This is a genomic window from Streptococcus sp. 449_SSPC (assembly GCF_001073005.1).
Lineage (GTDB): Bacteria > Bacillota > Bacilli > Lactobacillales > Streptococcaceae > Streptococcus > Streptococcus salivarius_F.
This window is the reverse complement of the sequence record NZ_JVGR01000031.1, coordinates 1-17,082: the sequence shown is the minus strand read 5'-3', so window position 1 is coordinate 17,082 and position 17,082 is coordinate 1. Positions and strand designations below refer to the sequence as shown.

The 17,082-nt window shown below is 41.5% G+C and carries 11 protein-coding genes, 1 tRNA gene and 3 rRNA genes; all 15 read left to right on the top strand.

Features of this window, described 5'->3' with window-relative positions:
* Positions 1 to 16 precede the first annotated feature (16 nt).
* The 15 genes from ADH51_RS09410 (at position 17) to rrf (ending at position 17,081) form a co-directional block, all read left to right on the top strand.
* A complete protein-coding gene (locus ADH51_RS09410) occupies positions 17 to 208 on the top strand; it encodes a DUF951 domain-containing protein (protein ID WP_002883961.1) in 192 nt (63 codons plus the stop codon).
* 209 nt (positions 209 to 417) lie between these two features.
* Positions 418 to 1,533, top strand: a complete 1,116-nt coding sequence (gene ychF / locus ADH51_RS09405; protein WP_002883967.1) for a redox-regulated ATPase YchF — start codon at positions 418 to 420, stop codon at positions 1,531 to 1,533.
* 72 nt (positions 1,534 to 1,605) lie between these two features.
* Complete coding sequence (pth, locus tag ADH51_RS09400) at positions 1,606 to 2,175, top strand: aminoacyl-tRNA hydrolase (protein ID WP_002883957.1); 570 nt, start codon at positions 1,606 to 1,608, stop codon at positions 2,173 to 2,175.
* On the top strand, positions 2,168 to 5,674 hold the full coding sequence (gene mfd / locus ADH51_RS09395; RefSeq protein WP_048676424.1) for a transcription-repair coupling factor: 3,507 nt from the start codon (positions 2,168 to 2,170) through the stop codon (positions 5,672 to 5,674). Before pth ends, mfd begins: the two co-directional genes overlap by 8 nt.
* Positions 5,675 to 5,859: 185 nt before the next feature.
* Entirely contained in the window at positions 5,860 to 6,135 is a 276-nt protein-coding gene (locus tag ADH51_RS09390) for an RNA-binding S4 domain-containing protein (protein WP_002883975.1), read from the top strand.
* Positions 6,119 to 6,490: an FtsB family cell division protein gene (locus ADH51_RS09385; RefSeq protein ID WP_002886276.1), complete on the top strand. Its 372-nt coding sequence runs from the start codon at positions 6,119 to 6,121 to the stop codon at positions 6,488 to 6,490. Before ADH51_RS09390 ends, ADH51_RS09385 begins: the two co-directional genes overlap by 17 nt.
* Positions 6,490 to 6,621 (top strand): SP_0009 family protein, encoded by a 132-nt coding sequence (locus ADH51_RS09380; RefSeq protein WP_002883955.1) that lies wholly within the window; start codon positions 6,490 to 6,492, stop codon positions 6,619 to 6,621. The genes ADH51_RS09385 and ADH51_RS09380 overlap by 1 nt, the downstream gene beginning before the upstream one ends.
* On the top strand, positions 6,618 to 7,910 hold the full coding sequence (locus ADH51_RS09375; protein WP_048676420.1) for a serine hydrolase: 1,293 nt from the start codon (positions 6,618 to 6,620) through the stop codon (positions 7,908 to 7,910). The genes ADH51_RS09380 and ADH51_RS09375 overlap by 4 nt, the downstream gene beginning before the upstream one ends.
* A complete protein-coding gene (gene tilS / locus ADH51_RS09370) occupies positions 7,910 to 9,175 on the top strand; it encodes a tRNA lysidine(34) synthetase TilS (RefSeq protein WP_048676418.1) in 1,266 nt (421 codons plus the stop codon). Before ADH51_RS09375 ends, tilS begins: the two co-directional genes overlap by 1 nt.
* Before the next feature lie 81 nt (positions 9,176 to 9,256).
* The gene (hpt, locus tag ADH51_RS09365) at positions 9,257 to 9,799 is read left to right on the top strand and encodes a hypoxanthine phosphoribosyltransferase (protein WP_002883962.1); all 543 of its coding nucleotides are present in this window, start codon (positions 9,257 to 9,259) and stop codon (positions 9,797 to 9,799) included.
* Between the two features lie 19 nt (positions 9,800 to 9,818).
* On the top strand, positions 9,819 to 11,798 hold the full coding sequence (gene ftsH / locus ADH51_RS09360) for an ATP-dependent zinc metalloprotease FtsH (protein ID WP_048676416.1): 1,980 nt from the start codon (positions 9,819 to 9,821) through the stop codon (positions 11,796 to 11,798).
* Positions 11,799 to 12,161: 363 nt separating this feature from the next.
* A 16S ribosomal RNA gene (locus ADH51_RS09355) occupies positions 12,162 to 13,709 on the top strand.
* A gap of 54 nt (positions 13,710 to 13,763) precedes the next feature.
* Positions 13,764 to 13,836 (top strand) — tRNA-Ala (locus tag ADH51_RS09350).
* A 146-nt stretch (positions 13,837 to 13,982) separates the two neighbouring features.
* Positions 13,983 to 16,882 (top strand): 23S ribosomal RNA (locus ADH51_RS09345).
* Between the two features lie 83 nt (positions 16,883 to 16,965).
* Positions 16,966 to 17,081, top strand: a 5S ribosomal RNA gene (rrf, locus tag ADH51_RS09340).
* The 16S, 23S and 5S rRNA genes sit together here with 1 tRNA gene alongside, the layout of an rRNA operon.
* The last annotated feature ends 1 nt before the right edge of the window (position 17,082 follow it).

Here is a 17,082-nt window from a genome sequence, read left to right as displayed (position 1 = left end):
ACTAGAGAGGAAGTCTATGTATCAAATTGGAAGTTTAGTTGAAATGAAAAAACCACATGCTTGTACCATCAAAGCAACAGGAAAAAAAGCTAATGAATGGGAAGTGACCCGTCTTGGAGCTGACATTAAGATCCGTTGTACGAATTGTGATCATGTGGTTATGATGAGTCGTCATGATTTCGAAAAGAAACTTAAGAAGATTTTATAACAGACATTGAGGAGTCTAGATAAGGAGATTCTTATGTTAAGGAAATTAGTTTACTAGCAATATAAAAACTTTCTAGAGTCCCCAATTATCTTCTTTATAGCATTCTTTGCCTTGCTTCCCTTTTTCTGATTCTCAAAGGGAAGTTGCCTAATTTTAACAATTTTTGTGTTATAATTAACTGAATTACTTTTTTATGGAGAAATAAATTAATGGCTTTAACAGCAGGTATCGTTGGTTTGCCAAACGTTGGTAAATCAACTCTTTTCAATGCAATTACAAAAGCGGGTGCGGAAGCTGCTAACTATCCTTTCGCGACAATTGATCCAAACGTCGGAATGGTTGAGGTACCAGACGAGCGTTTGACGAAACTGACTGAACTTATTACCCCTAAAAAGACAGTTCCAACCACATTTGAGTTCACAGATATTGCGGGTATCGTAAAAGGAGCATCAAAGGGTGAAGGTCTTGGAAATAAGTTCTTGGCGAACATTCGTGAAGTAGATGCGATTGTCCATGTGGTTCGTGCTTTCGATGATGAAAATGTTATGCGTGAACAAGGGCGTGAGGATGCCTTTGTAGATCCGATGGCTGATATCGATACAATCAACCTAGAATTGATTTTGGCTGACCTTGAATCAATTAACAAACGTTATGCGCGTGTCGAAAAAATTGCGCGTACACAAAAAGATAAAGATTCTGTGGCAGAGTTTAATATTCTTCAAAAGATTAAACCTGTTCTAGAAGATGGTAAGTCTGCACGTACGATTGATTTTACTGAGGAAGAGCAAAAAATTGTTAAGGGACTCTTCCTCTTGACAACAAAACCAGTACTTTATGTGGCTAACGTTGATGAAGACCAAGTCGCAAATCCTGATGATATTGATTATGTCAAACAAATTCGTGAGTTTGCAGCGACTGAAAATGCAGAAGTAGTTGTTATCTCGGCACGTGTTGAGGAAGAAATTTCTGAATTGGATGATGAAGACAAAGAAATGTTCTTGGAAGACCTTGGTTTGACAGAATCAGGAGTTGATAAACTGACACGCGCAGCCTATCACTTGCTTGGTCTTGGAACTTACTTTACTGCTGGTGAGAAAGAAGTACGTGCTTGGACCTTTAAACGAGGCATCAAGGCTCCACAAGCAGCAGGAATTATCCACTCTGACTTCGAGAAAGGATTTATCCGTGCTGTAACCATGTCTTACGATGATCTCATTAAATATGGTTCTGAGAAAGCTGTTAAGGAAGCTGGTCGCCTTCGTGAAGAAGGAAAAGAATATGTTGTCCAAGATGGCGATATTATGGAATTCCGTTTCAACGTTTAGAAAATAAAAAATAGTGCACAAGGCTGAAAAGTATTTTTCAGTCCTTTTGCTGTTTATCGAAGAGGAGAAATAATGACAAAATTAGTAGTTGGCTTGGGAAATCCTGGTTCAAAATACCATGAGACACGTCACAATGTTGGTTTTATGGCCATTGACCTAATGGCTAAGGAACTGGGATTAACCTTTTCTGAGGAAAAGACCTTTAAGGCTGAAGTGGCTTCGACCTTTTTAAATGGTGAGAAGGTTTATTTTGTGAAACCAACAACCTTTATGAATCTATCAGGTCTAGCTGTTAGAGCATTACTAGCTTATTACAATATTCCTGTAGAGGATTTTATCGTCATTTACGATGACTTAGATATGGAAGTTGGGAAATTGCGCTTTCGTCAAAAAGGTTCAGCAGGTGGTCATAATGGGATTAAATCTATCATTGCTGAAACTGGCACTCAAGAATTTGACCGTATAAAAATTGGTATTGGTCGCCCACAGAAAGGAATGACGGTCGTTAATCATGTCCTTGGAAAATTTAGTGAAGATGATTATGCCACAATTTTACTGACTTTAGACAAGGTAGAGACGGCTCTCAATCATTACCTTAAAACCAATGATTTCGAAGACACTATGAGGCGTTATAATGGCTAATACCCTATTAGATCTTTTTGAGAAGAATCATCAATTGCTTGAGTGGCGTGATAAAGTAACCTTATTGAGTAGGCAGTTGGTCATGGGATTTTCTGGTTCCAGCAAGGCAGTTGTCATGGCATCTGCCCTTTCTGAGCAGGTTCCTAAGATTCTAATCGTTACTTCAACACAAAATGAAGCTGAGCAACTAACAGGAGATTTATCAGCTATCTTAGGAGAGGATAAGGTTTATTCTTTTTTTGCAGATGATGTAGTAGCTGCAGAGTTTATCTTCGCTTCTCCAGAAAAGACCCATTCTCGTCTCGAAAGTCTTAATTTTTTAATAGATAAAGAGGCCAGTGGGGTTTTGGTTACGAGTTTAGTTGGTACTAAGTTACATTTGCCTAATCCTGAGGTTTATAAAGACTCTCGCATTGACTTAACACTAGGGGAGGAACATGATTTAGAGGCTCTCAGTAAGCATCTGACTCATATTGGATACCAAAGAGTAGAGCAGGTTCTCTCCCCTGGTGAGTTCAGTCGTAGGGGCGATATTTTAGATATTTATGAACTGACTGCAGAACTCCCTTACCGTTTAGAATTTTTTGGAGATGAGATTGATGGTATTCGTCAGTTTGATAGCGATAGTCAGAAATCTTTAGACAATTTAGAGCATATTATCGTATCTCCGGCAGATGATATTATCTTAACAAGAGAAGATTACCAACGTGCTGAGAAGACTTTGGAAAGTGCGGTCTCAAAGGCAGAAGGTCCTCATAAGGCTTACCTTGAGGATGTTCTTTCGGTTACGATTGATGGTTACCGTCATAAAGATTTACGTAAGTTTTTGTCTCTCTTTTATGATAAAGCTTACACCTTATTTGACTACCTTCCAAAGGGAGCTCCTGTATTCATTGATGATTTTCAAAAGATAGTGGACCGCCATGGACGTCTTGAGTTGGAAGTGGCTAATCTTTTAACTGAAGATCTTCATCAGGGCAAGTCTCTGAGTCATCTAAATTACTTAGTGGATTCATTTAAGACTTTACGTAACTATCAGCCAGCTAGTTTCTTTTCGAATTTTCATAAGGGATTGGGAAATCTTAAATTTGATAAGTTGTATCAATTCACGCAATACCCTATGCAAGAGTTCTTTAACCAGTTCCCACTTCTAGTTGATGAAATACATCGCTATACCAAGAATAAGGCAACAGTTATTTTACAAGTGGGGTCTGAGAAGCAGCTCAAATCTTTGAAGGAAACCTTGGAAGAATATGATTTAGATTTACCCCTTAGTAGCTTTGGAGATTTGATACCTCATAAGCCTCAGTTAGTCTTAGGAAACTTATCCAATGGTTTTTACTTTGCGGATGAAAAGCTTGTTCTTGTCACTGAACGTGAGATTTTTCATAAAAAAGTAAAACGTCGTGCGCGTGCCAGTCACGTTTCCAATGCTGAGCGTCTCAAAGATTACAATGAACTTGAAAAAGGTGATTATGTTGTACACCAGACTCATGGTATCGGTCAATTTAAAGGTATTGAGACTATTGAGATTAAAGGGGTGCATCGTGACTACTTGACCATCCAATATCAGGATGCTGCAACAATTTCTCTACCTGTTGAGCAGATTGAGAGTCTCTCTAAGTATGTATCAGCGGACGGAAAAGAGCCTAAAATTAATAAACTCAATGATGGGCGTTTCCAAAAGACTAAACAAAAAGTAAGCAAGCAAGTAGAGGATATTGCCGATGATCTCTTAAAACTTTATGCTGAGCGTAGTCAACTTAAAGGTTTTGCTTTTTCACCAGATGATGATAACCAAAGGGATTTCGAAGATGATTTTGCCTATGCTGAGACAGAGGATCAATTGCGTTCTATCAAGGAAATTAAGGCAGACATGGAGTCAGACAAACCCATGGATCGTCTCTTGGTGGGTGATGTTGGTTTTGGTAAGACAGAGGTAGCTATGCGTGCTGCCTTCAAGGCAGTCAATGATGGAAAGCAAGTTGCTATCCTAGTTCCTACAACAGTTCTTGCCCATCAGCATTATTTGAATTTTAAAGAACGTTTTGAAAATCATGCTGTTGAAGTAGATGAACTCAGTCGTTTTAGAAGTAAAAAAGAGCAAAATGAGACTATTGAAAATCTAGCTAAAGGGCGTATTGATATTATTATCGGTACCCACCGCCTGCTGTCTAAAGATGTTAAGTTCTCTGACTTAGGCTTGCTAGTAATTGATGAAGAACAACGTTTTGGCGTGAAGCATAAAGAAAAACTTAAGGAGTTGAAAGCTAAGGTTGATGTCCTTACGCTAACTGCGACACCTATTCCTCGTACGCTTCATATGTCTATGTTAGGTATTCGTGATTTGTCGATTATTGAGACAGCACCTACCAACCGTTATCCAGTTCAAACTTATGTTATGGAAACCAATCCTGGTCTTATTCGAGAAGCGATATTAAGAGAGATGGACCGAGGCGGCCAGATTTTTTATGTTTATAATCGTGTTGAAACCATTGATCAAAAAGTTTCTGAACTACATGAGCTGGTCCCTGAAGCACGTATCGGATTTGTTCATGGTCAGATGAGTGAGGTTATGTTGGAGAATACCCTCTTGGATTTCTTGAATGGTGATTACGATGTTTTGGTAGCAACGACAATTATCGAGACAGGGATTGATATCTCTAACGTTAATACGCTCTTTATTGAGAATGCAGATCATATGGGCTTATCTACTCTTTATCAGTTGAGAGGTCGTGTGGGACGTAGTAATCGAATTGCTTATGCCTATCTCATGTATCGTCCTGATAAAGTGTTGACGGAAGTCTCTGAGAAGCGATTGGATGCTATTAAGGGCTTTACAGAACTGGGATCAGGTTTCAAAATTGCCATGCGTGATTTATCAATTCGTGGTGCCGGTAACATTCTTGGTGCTTCTCAAAGTGGTTTCATTGACTCAGTCGGATTCGAAATGTACTCGCAACTCTTGGAAGAGGCTATCAATAAACGTCAAGGTAAAACTCAAGTTCGCCGTAAAGGAAATGCAGAGTTCAATCTTCAGATTGATGCTTACCTCCCTTCCGACTATATTTCTGACGAGCGCCAAAAAATTGAAATTTATAAGCGTATTCGAGAAATTGAGAATCAGAAAGACTATCAAGACCTTCAAGATGAGCTTATTGACCGCTTTGGAGAATATCCAGACCAAGTTGCCTATCTCATTGAGATTGGTCTGGTTAAGGCCTATTTAGATGCTGCCTTTGCAGAATTAGTCGAGCGTAAGAACGATACTATTATTGTTCGTTTCGAAAAAGCCTCTCTTAAATTCTTCTTGACTCAAGACTATTTCGAAGCCATCTCTAAAACGCATTTAAAAGCAAAAATCAGTGATAACCAAGGGAAAGTAGAGATTACTTTTGATGTTCGTAACAAGAAAGACTATGAGATTCTTGAAGAATTAAAGATTTTTGGACAGACATTTATGGAAATCAAAGAACGTAAAGAAAAAAAAGAAGCTTAAGGAAAGTTTAAGTAAGTCTCTCTATAATATAAAACATCCTAAAACTTTTCTTTTTCATAAATCTCCTGAGAGGGTCGACTAGTGTCGATTCTCTTATTTTTGTACTTGAAAAGGCTTTAGTCCCCTATTTTCTCAAAAAAATGCTATCATAGAAGAGATATCCTAACGAAAAGGAAACAGTAACATTGAGATTAGACAAATATTTAAAAGTATCACGAATTATCAAACGCCGTCCAGTTGCTAAAGAAGTGGCTGATAAAGGACGTATAAAAGTAAATGGAGTACTCGCTAAGTCATCTACAGATTTAAAAATTGGTGACCAAGTGGAAGTTCGTTTTGGAAATAAACTTTTAACTGTCCGTGTTTTAGAAATGAAAGACAGTACTAAAAAAGAAGATGCGGCAAAAATGTACGAGATTATAAGTGAAACAAGGATTGAAGCAGATGAGCAAGAAGCCTAATATTGTACAGCTTACGAACGATTACATTGATAATGCCAATCAAGAGCAACGATTAGAGCGTGCCGAACACGAACAAAGGAATCGCTTTATGGGGTGGATTCTCTTTGTGGTTGTTTTACTCTTTATCTTGCCAACCTACAATCTGGTTGAGACCTATATGAATATCAAACAGCAAGAGAAGGAAGTCTTGTCGCTTCAGAAAGACTATGATAAATTGTCAGATCAGACAAAGGAACGAAAGGATTTGGCTAAGAAACTTAAGGATGATGCTTTCGCCGAGAAATATGCGCGTGCTAAGTACTATTATTCACGTGAAGGAGAGTCAATCTATCCTGTACCAAGCTTATTACCCTAATGAAAGATTTACTAAAAACTGTAGAAACTTTTTTAACCTATTCAGAAGCCAAGTTAGAGGAACTATCAGAAAAAAATCAGCAACTTAAAACGGAATTACCGAGGAAAGAGGAGGTGAAGAAGCAAGCATGAAAAAGCTCTTACTAGCTGCAACTGTTGTGCTTGTATCTTCTAGCCCCCTGGTCTTACTTCCTATGGAGAAGGAGCTAACTCTGACCCCAAAACAGGTCCAAAAATTGACTCAAAATACTACAGCTAGCTTGACTCAATTTAAACAGATTCCTAAAAATCCAAGAACGATAACAACTATCCTAACTTACAAGAACAAGGATTTAACAGAATTTAAAACCAGTATCCAAGCGGATACCAAACTATCGATTTCTGCTATTTTTTGGAATGCTAAAGGTGAGCCTGTTTTCCAACTTCAAGATGGTGATTATGTAGCCGCTAGTCAGAAATCAATTGTAGACGACAGTATCTATAATCAAAAACCAGTAGATATGACCTTCTGGACTAAAGATGGTTTAACGGTATACAAAGAACCTTACGTTTTAGGAACTGAAAAAGCTGACTCCAAACTCGCTAGTTTTAAACCCATTAAGGTTAGCCAAGCAGCTCAGACGCATGCAGGAATCTACTATTTGGTAGACGGAGAGGGGTGGATTAACGCTTCTGATTTATCAATGACTGACAATCGCATCGAGGCTGTTCAAAAAGTCCTTAATGAGAAGTATAACAATCAAGAGCGCATCTCAGTTTATGTTAAACAGCTAGATACGGACCGAGTAGCTGCTATCAATGACGAAAAAAGCATGTATGCAGCAAGCGTAGCCAAGCTTGGAGTACTCTATTATGCACAGGAACGTCTGTCTCAAAAGAAATTATCATTATCAGATGAGTATCAATATACCTCAGCTGTAAATGGTTTTCCAGGTGCCTATGATTCAGATGGTTCTGGAAAGATTAGTAAGATGCCTGATGATAAGAATTATAGTTTGGAAAATCTGTTAAAGGCTGTAGCCCAAAACTCAGATAATGTAGCGACAAATATATTAGGTTATTATGTAACTAATCAGTATGACAAGGCCTTCCAAAAATCAGTAGATAAAGCCGCAGCGACTTCGTGGAATATGGATAAAAAGGAGTTGACTGCTAGAGCCGCAGGTACTTTGATGGAGGCTGTTTATAGACAAAATGGAGATATTATCACTTATCTTTCAAGTACGGACTATGATGGCGAACGTATTTCCAAAAACATTGATGTTCCCGTCGCTCATAAAATTGGTGATGCCTACGACTTTAAACATGACGTCGCTATTGTTTATGCAGATTCTCCCTTTATTCTATCGATTTTTACGGATAAAGAGGGCTATGACAAAATCACCTCAATTGCAGATGATGTTTATGGAATTTTAAAATAATGACACAAAAATTGTTGCAAATGATGCAAGCCAAGGGTTATTTTAACCAGCACAAGAAAATTTTAGTAGCAGTATCAGGTGGAGCAGACTCTATGAGTTTGCTGCACTTTTTGTATAACCATCAAAAAGATTTGGATATTCAGTTGGGGATTGCTCACGTTAACCATAAACAACGACAAGAGTCGGAGCATGAAGAAGCGTATTTACGTCATTGGGCAAAGGAACATAAGGTCCCTTTTCACTATAGTGCCTTCTCAGGAAAGTTTTCAGAAAATGCTGCCCGTACCTTTCGCTATGAGTTTTTTAAGCGGGTCATGAAAGATTATGATTACTCTGCTCTTGTAACAGCCCATCATGCAGATGATCAAGCAGAGACGATTTTTATGAGACTGTTGAGAGGAAGTCGTTTAAGACACCTGACAGGAATATCAGCGATCAGACCATTTGGCACTGGTCAGATTATTCGTCCCTTTTTGCATCTTACGAAAGATCAACTTCCCGTAACTTTCCATTTTGAAGATCGGAGTAATACGTCACTAGCCTATCTTCGAAATCGCATCAGACTGACCTATCTTCCTACCTTATCTCAGGAAAATCCTAAATTTAAGGAGCACCTTTGTCTTTTAGCCGAGGAGATTGGTCTTTTGAAGCAAGCTTTAGGGGAGTTAACAAAGGATATTACTATCACTGATTTATCTGTTTTTCAGCAACAGTCAGATTCTGTCCAGCTCTTTCTTCTTCAGAACTATTTAGATACCTTTCCTGATTTACAGCTTTCTAAAGGCCAATTTAATCAATTGATAAGTTATCTAAGAAAAAATGGTTCAGGGAAGATACCACTAAAAAATGGTTACGAACTAGTAAAAACACAGACTTCTTTCCTAGTAAGGAAAGAAGAGGCTATCTCTTTATCCCCTCCTTGTCTCTTAGAATTTGGAAAATCTGTTGAGTTTGAGGATTATACCTTGAGTTTTTCAGAATTCAATGACGTTTCTAACTCAGATACTATTAGTATTTGGTCAGATTCCCCAATAGTGATTCGTCATAGAAAAGAAGGCGATAAGATTGACCTTGGTAGTCACCATAAAAAGTTAAGACGACTATTTATAGACAAAAAGATTTTAGAGAAGGATCGTCAAAAAGCCATTATAGGAGAACAAGATGATCAGATTATTTTTCTTTATGTTGCTGGGCGTCTCTATTTGAAAAAAAGACCTGAAAATGCTATACTTTATGGCACTGTAGTCATTTATAAGAATTTCTAATCAAATACCATGTTCAAATAACGATGATTGAAGTAAAAGTGGTATAATAACAGAATATTGACTTCGAGAAAGGGAACCCAAATGTTAGAAAAAGACATTAAAAAAGTCCTCTTTTCCCAAGAGGATATCGTAGCTAAAACTAAAGAACTAGGACAACAATTGACAGAGGATTATGCGGGGAAAAATCCTTTACTAGTCTGTGTTTTGAAAGGTGCTGTTCCATTTATGGCAGAACTTATCAAACATATCGACACCCATATTGAGATGGACTTTATGGTCGTTTCTAGTTATGGTGGCGGAACTGTCAGCAGCGGTGAAGTAAAGATTCTTAAAGATGTTGACACTAATGTTGAAGGACGAGACATCATCTTTATTGAAGATATCATTGACACAGGTCGTACGCTCCTTTATCTTCGAGATATGTTCAAGTATCGTAAAGCCAATTCAGTCAAAATCGCAACTCTTTTTGATAAACCAGAAGGTCGTGTTGTTGATATTGAGGCAGATTACGTATGTTACGATGTTCCTAATGAATTTATCGTTGGTTTCGGACTAGACTATGATGAAAAATACCGTAACCTCCCTTATGTCGGTGTCCTAAAAGAAGAAATTTATACAAAATAAGTAAAGGTCTAATTAATTTATGAATAATAAAAATAATAATGGCTTCTTACGGAACGCTTTTCTCTACATCATAGTTATTATTGCGGTTGTAACCGGAGTACAATACTTTGCAGGAGGAAGCCAAAGCCCAAGTCAACAATTGTCTTACACACAGTTGGTTAAGAAAATTGAAGATGGTAAGGTAAAATCTATCACTTATCAGCCAGACGGTAGTATCATTGAAGTTAAAGGTAGCTACAAAAAGGCCGAAAAGGTTGATACTGATCTTAGTCTACCATTTTTAGGTAGTGCATCATCAGAGACACGTAGCTTTACATCGACTGTGCTGCAGAATGAAACAACCATGCAGAAATTGCAGTCAGCATCAGAAGCAGCTGATGTTAATGTTAAAATGATACGTGAAAGTTCAAGTGGTGCTTGGATTTCATATCTTTTTAGTTACCTACCTTTGATTGGGATTGCTATTTTCTTCCTTTTCATGATGAATCAAGGTGGTAACCGCGGTGCAATGAATTTTGGCCGCAACCGTGCTAAGACTCAATCAAAAGAGAATATTAAAGTTCGTTTCACAGATGTGGCTGGTGCGGAAGAAGAAAAAGAAGAACTTGTAGAAGTCGTAGATTTCCTCAAAAATCCACGTAAATATAAAGCACTTGGTGCACGTATCCCTAAGGGGGTTCTCCTTGAAGGCCCTCCAGGGACAGGTAAAACTCTGCTTGCTAAAGCTGTTGCTGGTGAAGCAGATGTTCCTTTCTTTAGTATCTCAGGTTCTGATTTCGTAGAGATGTTTGTCGGTGTCGGAGCAAGTCGTGTTCGTAGTCTTTTTGAAGACGCTAAGAAGGCCGAACGTGCTATTATCTTTATTGATGAAATCGATGCGGTTGGCCGTCGTCGTGGTACTGGAATGGGCGGCGGTAACGACGAACGTGAACAAACCCTTAACCAACTGTTGATAGAAATGGATGGTTTTGATGGAAATGAGAATATCATTGTCATTGCTGCAACCAACCGCAGTGATGTTCTTGATCCAGCCCTCCTACGTCCAGGACGTTTTGACCGTAAAGTTCTTGTTGGTCGCCCAGATGTAAAAGGCCGAGAAGCTATCTTGAAAGTCCATGCCAAGAATAAACCATTGGCTGAAGATGTTGACCTTAAAGTTGTTGCTCAACAAACTCCAGGTTTTGTTGGAGCTGACTTAGAGAATGTCTTGAATGAAGCAGCCCTAGTTGCTGCACGACGTAGTAAGACTAGAATTGATGCTAGTGATATCGACGAAGCAGAGGATCGTGTTATTGCTGGACCATCTAAGAAAGACCGCCAAGTTTCAGAACACGAACGTAAAGTTGTGGCTTACCATGAAGCAGGTCATACAATTGTTGGTTTAACACTTTCTAGCGCTCGTGATGTTCACAAGGTTACTATTGTTCCACGAGGTCGCGCAGGTGGTTATATGATTTCTCTACCAAAAGAGGATCAGATGTTGTCATCTAAAGATGAGCTAAAAGAACAATTGGCAGGTCTTATGGGTGGACGTGTTGCAGAAGAAATTATTTTCAACGTTCAAACATCAGGTGCTTCAAATGACTTTGAGCAAGCAACACAGTTAGCACGTGCAATGGTTACTGAATATGGTATGAGCGAAAAACTTGGACCAGTTCAATATGAGGGTAATCATGCGATGAATCCAGGACAATTTACGACAGATAAGTCTTACTCAACTCATACAGCTCAACTTATTGACGAAGAAATTCGATCACTTTTAGTTGAGGCACATGACAAAGCAGCTGAAATTATCAATGCCAACCGAGAAACACATGCTCTCATTGCAGAAGCTTTGCTTAAGTATGAAACACTTGATGCTGGACAAATCAAGTCAATTTATGAGACTGGTAAGATGCCGGAGGATTCTCTTGGAGATTCAGAAGAAGATAATCATGCCCTATCTTACGATGAAGTCAAAGAAAGAATTGAAAATAAAAATAAAGATGAAGAAGAGTAAGGAGTTTTACTCTTCTTTTTTTAGATAAATCGAGAGAAGAAATACTATTAAAAAGTATTATAAAAAAAAGAAAATTAAAATCAATACAAGTTATTGACAAGACAAGATAGAGATGATATTATAAATAAGCTGTTTCGGGAGAGACAGCGGACACGAGAAGTAAAAAAAACTTCAAAAAAGTGTTGACAAGGTATTCTAGATTTGCTAGAATATAGAAGTTGTCTTAAGAGAGACAAAGACCTTTGAGAACTGAATAAGAAACCAAGTGCAGGGTTATGATAGAAGACATTATAACCTGTCAATTTACAAGAATAAATCGTCAGACGACGGTAATGAGTTAACGCTCGAACAATTATTAAAGTTTTTAATGAGAGTTTGATCCTGGCTCAGGACGAACGCTGGCGGCGTGCCTAATACATGCAAGTAGAACGCTGAAGAGAGGAGCTTGCTCTTCTTGGATGAGTTGCGAACGGGTGAGTAACGCGTAGGTAACCTGCCTTGTAGCGGGGGATAACTATTGGAAACGATAGCTAATACCGCATAACAATGGATGACACATGTCATTTATTTGAAAGGGGCAATTGCTCCACTACAAGATGGACCTGCGTTGTATTAGCTAGTAGGTGAGGTAACGGCTCACCTAGGCGACGATACATAGCCGACCTGAGAGGGTGATCGGCCACACTGGGACTGAGACACGGCCCAGACTCCTACGGGAGGCAGCAGTAGGGAATCTTCGGCAATGGGGGCAACCCTGACCGAGCAACGCCGCGTGAGTGAAGAAGGTTTTCGGATCGTAAAGCTCTGTTGTAAGTCAAGAACGAGTGTGAGAGTGGAAAGTTCACACTGTGACGGTAGCTTACCAGAAAGGGACGGCTAACTACGTGCCAGCAGCCGCGGTAATACGTAGGTCCCGAGCGTTGTCCGGATTTATTGGGCGTAAAGCGAGCGCAGGCGGTTTGATAAGTCTGAAGTTAAAGGCTGTGGCTCAACCATAGTTCGCTTTGGAAACTGTCAAACTTGAGTGCAGAAGGGGAGAGTGGAATTCCATGTGTAGCGGTGAAATGCGTAGATATATGGAGGAACACCGGTGGCGAAAGCGGCTCTCTGGTCTGTAACTGACGCTGAGGCTCGAAAGCGTGGGGAGCGAACAGGATTAGATACCCTGGTAGTCCACGCCGTAAACGATGAGTGCTAGGTGTTGGATCCTTTCCGGGATTCAGTGCCGCAGCTAACGCATTAAGCACTCCGCCTGGGGAGTACGACCGCAAGGTTGAAACTCAAAGGAATTGACGGGGGCCCGCACAAGCGGTGGAGCATGTGGTTTAATTCGAAGCAACGCGAAGAACCTTACCAGGTCTTGACATCCCGATGCTATTTCTAGAGATAGAAAGTTACTTCGGTACATCGGTGACAGGTGGTGCATGGTTGTCGTCAGCTCGTGTCGTGAGATGTTGGGTTAAGTCCCGCAACGAGCGCAACCCCTATTGTTAGTTGCCATCATTCAGTTGGGCACTCTAGCGAGACTGCCGGTAATAAACCGGAGGAAGGTGGGGATGACGTCAAATCATCATGCCCCTTATGACCTGGGCTACACACGTGCTACAATGGTTGGTACAACGAGTTGCGAGTCGGTGACGGCAAGCTAATCTCTTAAAGCCAATCTCAGTTCGGATTGTAGGCTGCAACTCGCCTACATGAAGTCGGAATCGCTAGTAATCGCGGATCAGCACGCCGCGGTGAATACGTTCCCGGGCCTTGTACACACCGCCCGTCACACCACGAGAGTTTGTAACACCCGAAGTCGGTGAGGTAACCTTTTGGAGCCAGCCGCCTAAGGTGGGATAGATGATTGGGGTGAAGTCGTAACAAGGTAGCCGTATCGGAAGGTGCGGCTGGATCACCTCCTTTCTAAGGAAAAACGGAATGTACTTGAGTTTCTTATTTAGTTTTGAGAGGTCTTGTGGGGCCTTAGCTCAGCTGGGAGAGCGCCTGCTTTGCACGCAGGAGGTCAGCGGTTCGATCCCGCTAGGCTCCATTGAATCGAAAGATTCAAGTATTGTCCATTGAAAATTGAATATCTATATCAAATTCCATATGTAATTGATTACATATAGATAGTAACAAGAAAATAAACCGAAACGCTGTGAATATTTAATGAGTTAGGTCGAAAGACCAAAATAAGGTTAAGTTAATAAGGGCGCACGGTGGATGCCTTGGCACTAGAAGCCGATGAAGGACGTGACTAACGACGAAATGCTTTGGGGAGCTGTAAGTGAGCAATGATCCAGAGATGTCCGAATGGGGGAACCCGGCAGGTAATGCCTGTCACTCATTACTGTTAAGGTAATGTAGAGGAAGACGCAGTGAACTGAAACATCTAAGTAGCTGCAGGAAGAGAAAGCAAAAGCGATTGCCTTAGTAGCGGCGAGCGAAACGGCAAGAGGGCAAACCGAAGAGTTTACTCTTCGGGGTTGTAGGACTGCAACGTGGACTTAAAGATTATAGAAGAACTACCTGGGAAGGTAGGCCAAAGAGAGTAATAGCCTCGTATTCGAAATAGTCTTTATACCTAGCAGTATCCTGAGTACGGCGAGACACGAGAAATCTCGTCGGAATCTGGGAGGACCATCTCCCAACCCTAAATACTCTCTAGTGACCGATAGTGAACCAGTACCGTGAGGGAAAGGTGAAAAGCACCCCGGGAGGGGAGTGAAATAGAACCTGAAACCGTGTGCCTACAACAAGTTCGAGCCCGTTAATGGGTGAGAGCGTGCCTTTTGTAGAATGAACCGGCGAGTTACGATATGATGCGAGGTTAAGTTGAAGAGACGGAGCCGTAGGGAAACCGAGTCTTAATAGGGCGCATTAGTATCATGTCGTAGACCCGAAACCATGTGACCTACCCATGAGCAGGTTGAAGGTGAGGTAAAACTCACTGGAGGACCGAACCAGGGCACGTTGAAAAGTGCTTGGATGACTTGTGGGTAGCGGAGAAATTCCAAACGAACTTGGAGATAGCTGGTTCTCTCCGAAATAGCTTTAGGGCTAGCGTCGATGTTAAGTCTCTTGGAGGTAGAGCACTGTTTGGGTGAGGGGTCCATCCCGGATTACCAATCTCAGATAAACTCCGAATGCCAACGAGATATAATCGGCAGTCAGACTGCGAGTGCTAAGATCCGTAGTCGAAAGGGAAACAGCCCAGACCACCAGCTAAGGTCCCAAAATATATGTTAAGTGGAAAAGGATGTGGGGTTGCACAGACAACTAGGATGTTAGCTTAGAAGCAGCTATTCATTCAAAGAGTGCGTAATAGCTCACTAGTCGAGTGACCCTGCGCCGAAAATGTACCGGGGCTAAAACATATTACCGAAGCTGTGGATACCTTTATAGGTATGGTAGGAGAGCGTTCTATGTGCGAAGAAGGTGTACCGTGAGGAGTGCTGGAGCGCATAGAAGTGAGAATGCCGGTATGAGTAGCGAAAGACAGGTGAGAATCCTGTCCACCGTAAGACTAAGGTTTCCAGGGGAAGGCTCGTCCGCCCTGGGTTAGTCGGGACCTAAGGAGAGACCGAAAGGTGTATCCGATGGACAACAGGTTGATATTCCTGTACTAGAGTATATAGTGATGGAGGGACGCAGTAGGCTAACTAAACCAGACGATTGGAAGTGTCTGGCCAAGCAGTGAGGTGTGATATGAGTCAAATGCTTATATCTCTAACATTGAGCTGTGATGGGGAGCGAAGTTTAGTAGCGAAGTTAGTGATGTCACACTGCCGAGAAAAGCTTCTAGCGTTAATTATACTCTACCCGTACCGCAAACCGACACAGGTAGTCGAGGCGAGTAGCCTCAGGTGAGCGAGAGAACTCTCGTTAAGGAACTCGGCAAAATGGCCCCGTAACTTCGGGAGAAGGGGCGCTGACTTATGGTCAGCCGCAGTGAATAGGCCCAAGCAACTGTTTATCAAAAACACAGCTCTCTGCTAAATCGTAAGATGATGTATAGGGGGTGACGCCTGCCCGGTGCTGGAAGGTTAAGAGGAGTGCTTAGCGTAAGCGAAGGTATGAATTGAAGCCCCAGTAAACGGCGGCCGTAACTATAACGGTCCTAAGGTAGCGAAATTCCTTGTCGGGTAAGTTCCGACCCGCACGAAAGGCGTAATGATTTGGGCACTGTCTCAACGAGAGACTCGGTGAAATTTTAGTACCTGTGAAGATGCAGGTTACCCGCGACAGGACGGAAAGACCCCATGGAGCTTTACTGCAGTTTGATATTGAGTATCTGTACCACATGTACAGGATAGGTAGGAGCCTATGACCTCGGGACGCCAGTTTCGAGTGAGGCGTTGTTGGGATACTACCCTTGTGTTATGGCTACTCTAACCCAGATAGGTTATCCCTATCGGAGACAGTGTCTGACGGGCAGTTTGACTGGGGCGGTCGCCTCCTAAAAGGTAACGGAGGCGCCCAAAGGTTCCCTCAGAATGGTTGGAAATCATTCGCAGAGTGTAAAGGTATAAGGGAGCTTGACTGCGAGAGCTACAACTCGAGCAGGGACGAAAGTCGGGCTTAGTGATCCGGTGGTTCCGCATGGAAGGGCCATCGCTCAACGGATAAAAGCTACCCTGGGGATAACAGGCTTATCTCCCCCAAGAGTTCACATCGACGGGGAGGTTTGGCACCTCGATGTCGGCTCGTCGCATCCTGGGGCTGTAGTCGGTCCCAAGGGTTGGGCTGTTCGCCCATTAAAGCGGCACGCGAGCTGGGTTCAGAACGTCGTGAGACAGTTCGGTCCCTATCCGTCGCGGGCGTAGGAAATTTGAGAGGATCTGCTCCTAGTACGAGAGGACCAGAGTGGACTTACCGCTGGTGTACCAGTTGTTCTGCCAAGAGCATCGCTGGGTAGCTATGTAGGGAAGGGATAAACGCTGAAAGCATCTAAGTGTGAAGCCCACCTCAAGATGAGATTTCCCATGATTTTATATCAGTAAGAGCCCTGAGAGATGATCAGGTTGATAGGTTAGAAGTGGAAGTGTGGTGACACATGTAGCGGACTAATACTAATAGCTCGAGGACTTATCCAAAGAAAGTAACTGAGACATATTGACAACGTTAAGGTTTCTTGATACAGTATAGATATTCAATTTTGAGTTGAGAATACTCATAGTTAAGTGACGATAGCCTAGGAGATACACCTGTTCCCATGCCGAACACAGAAGTTAAGCCCTAGTACGCCTGATGTAGTTGGGGGTTGCCCCCTGTTAGATACGGTAGTCGCTTAGCG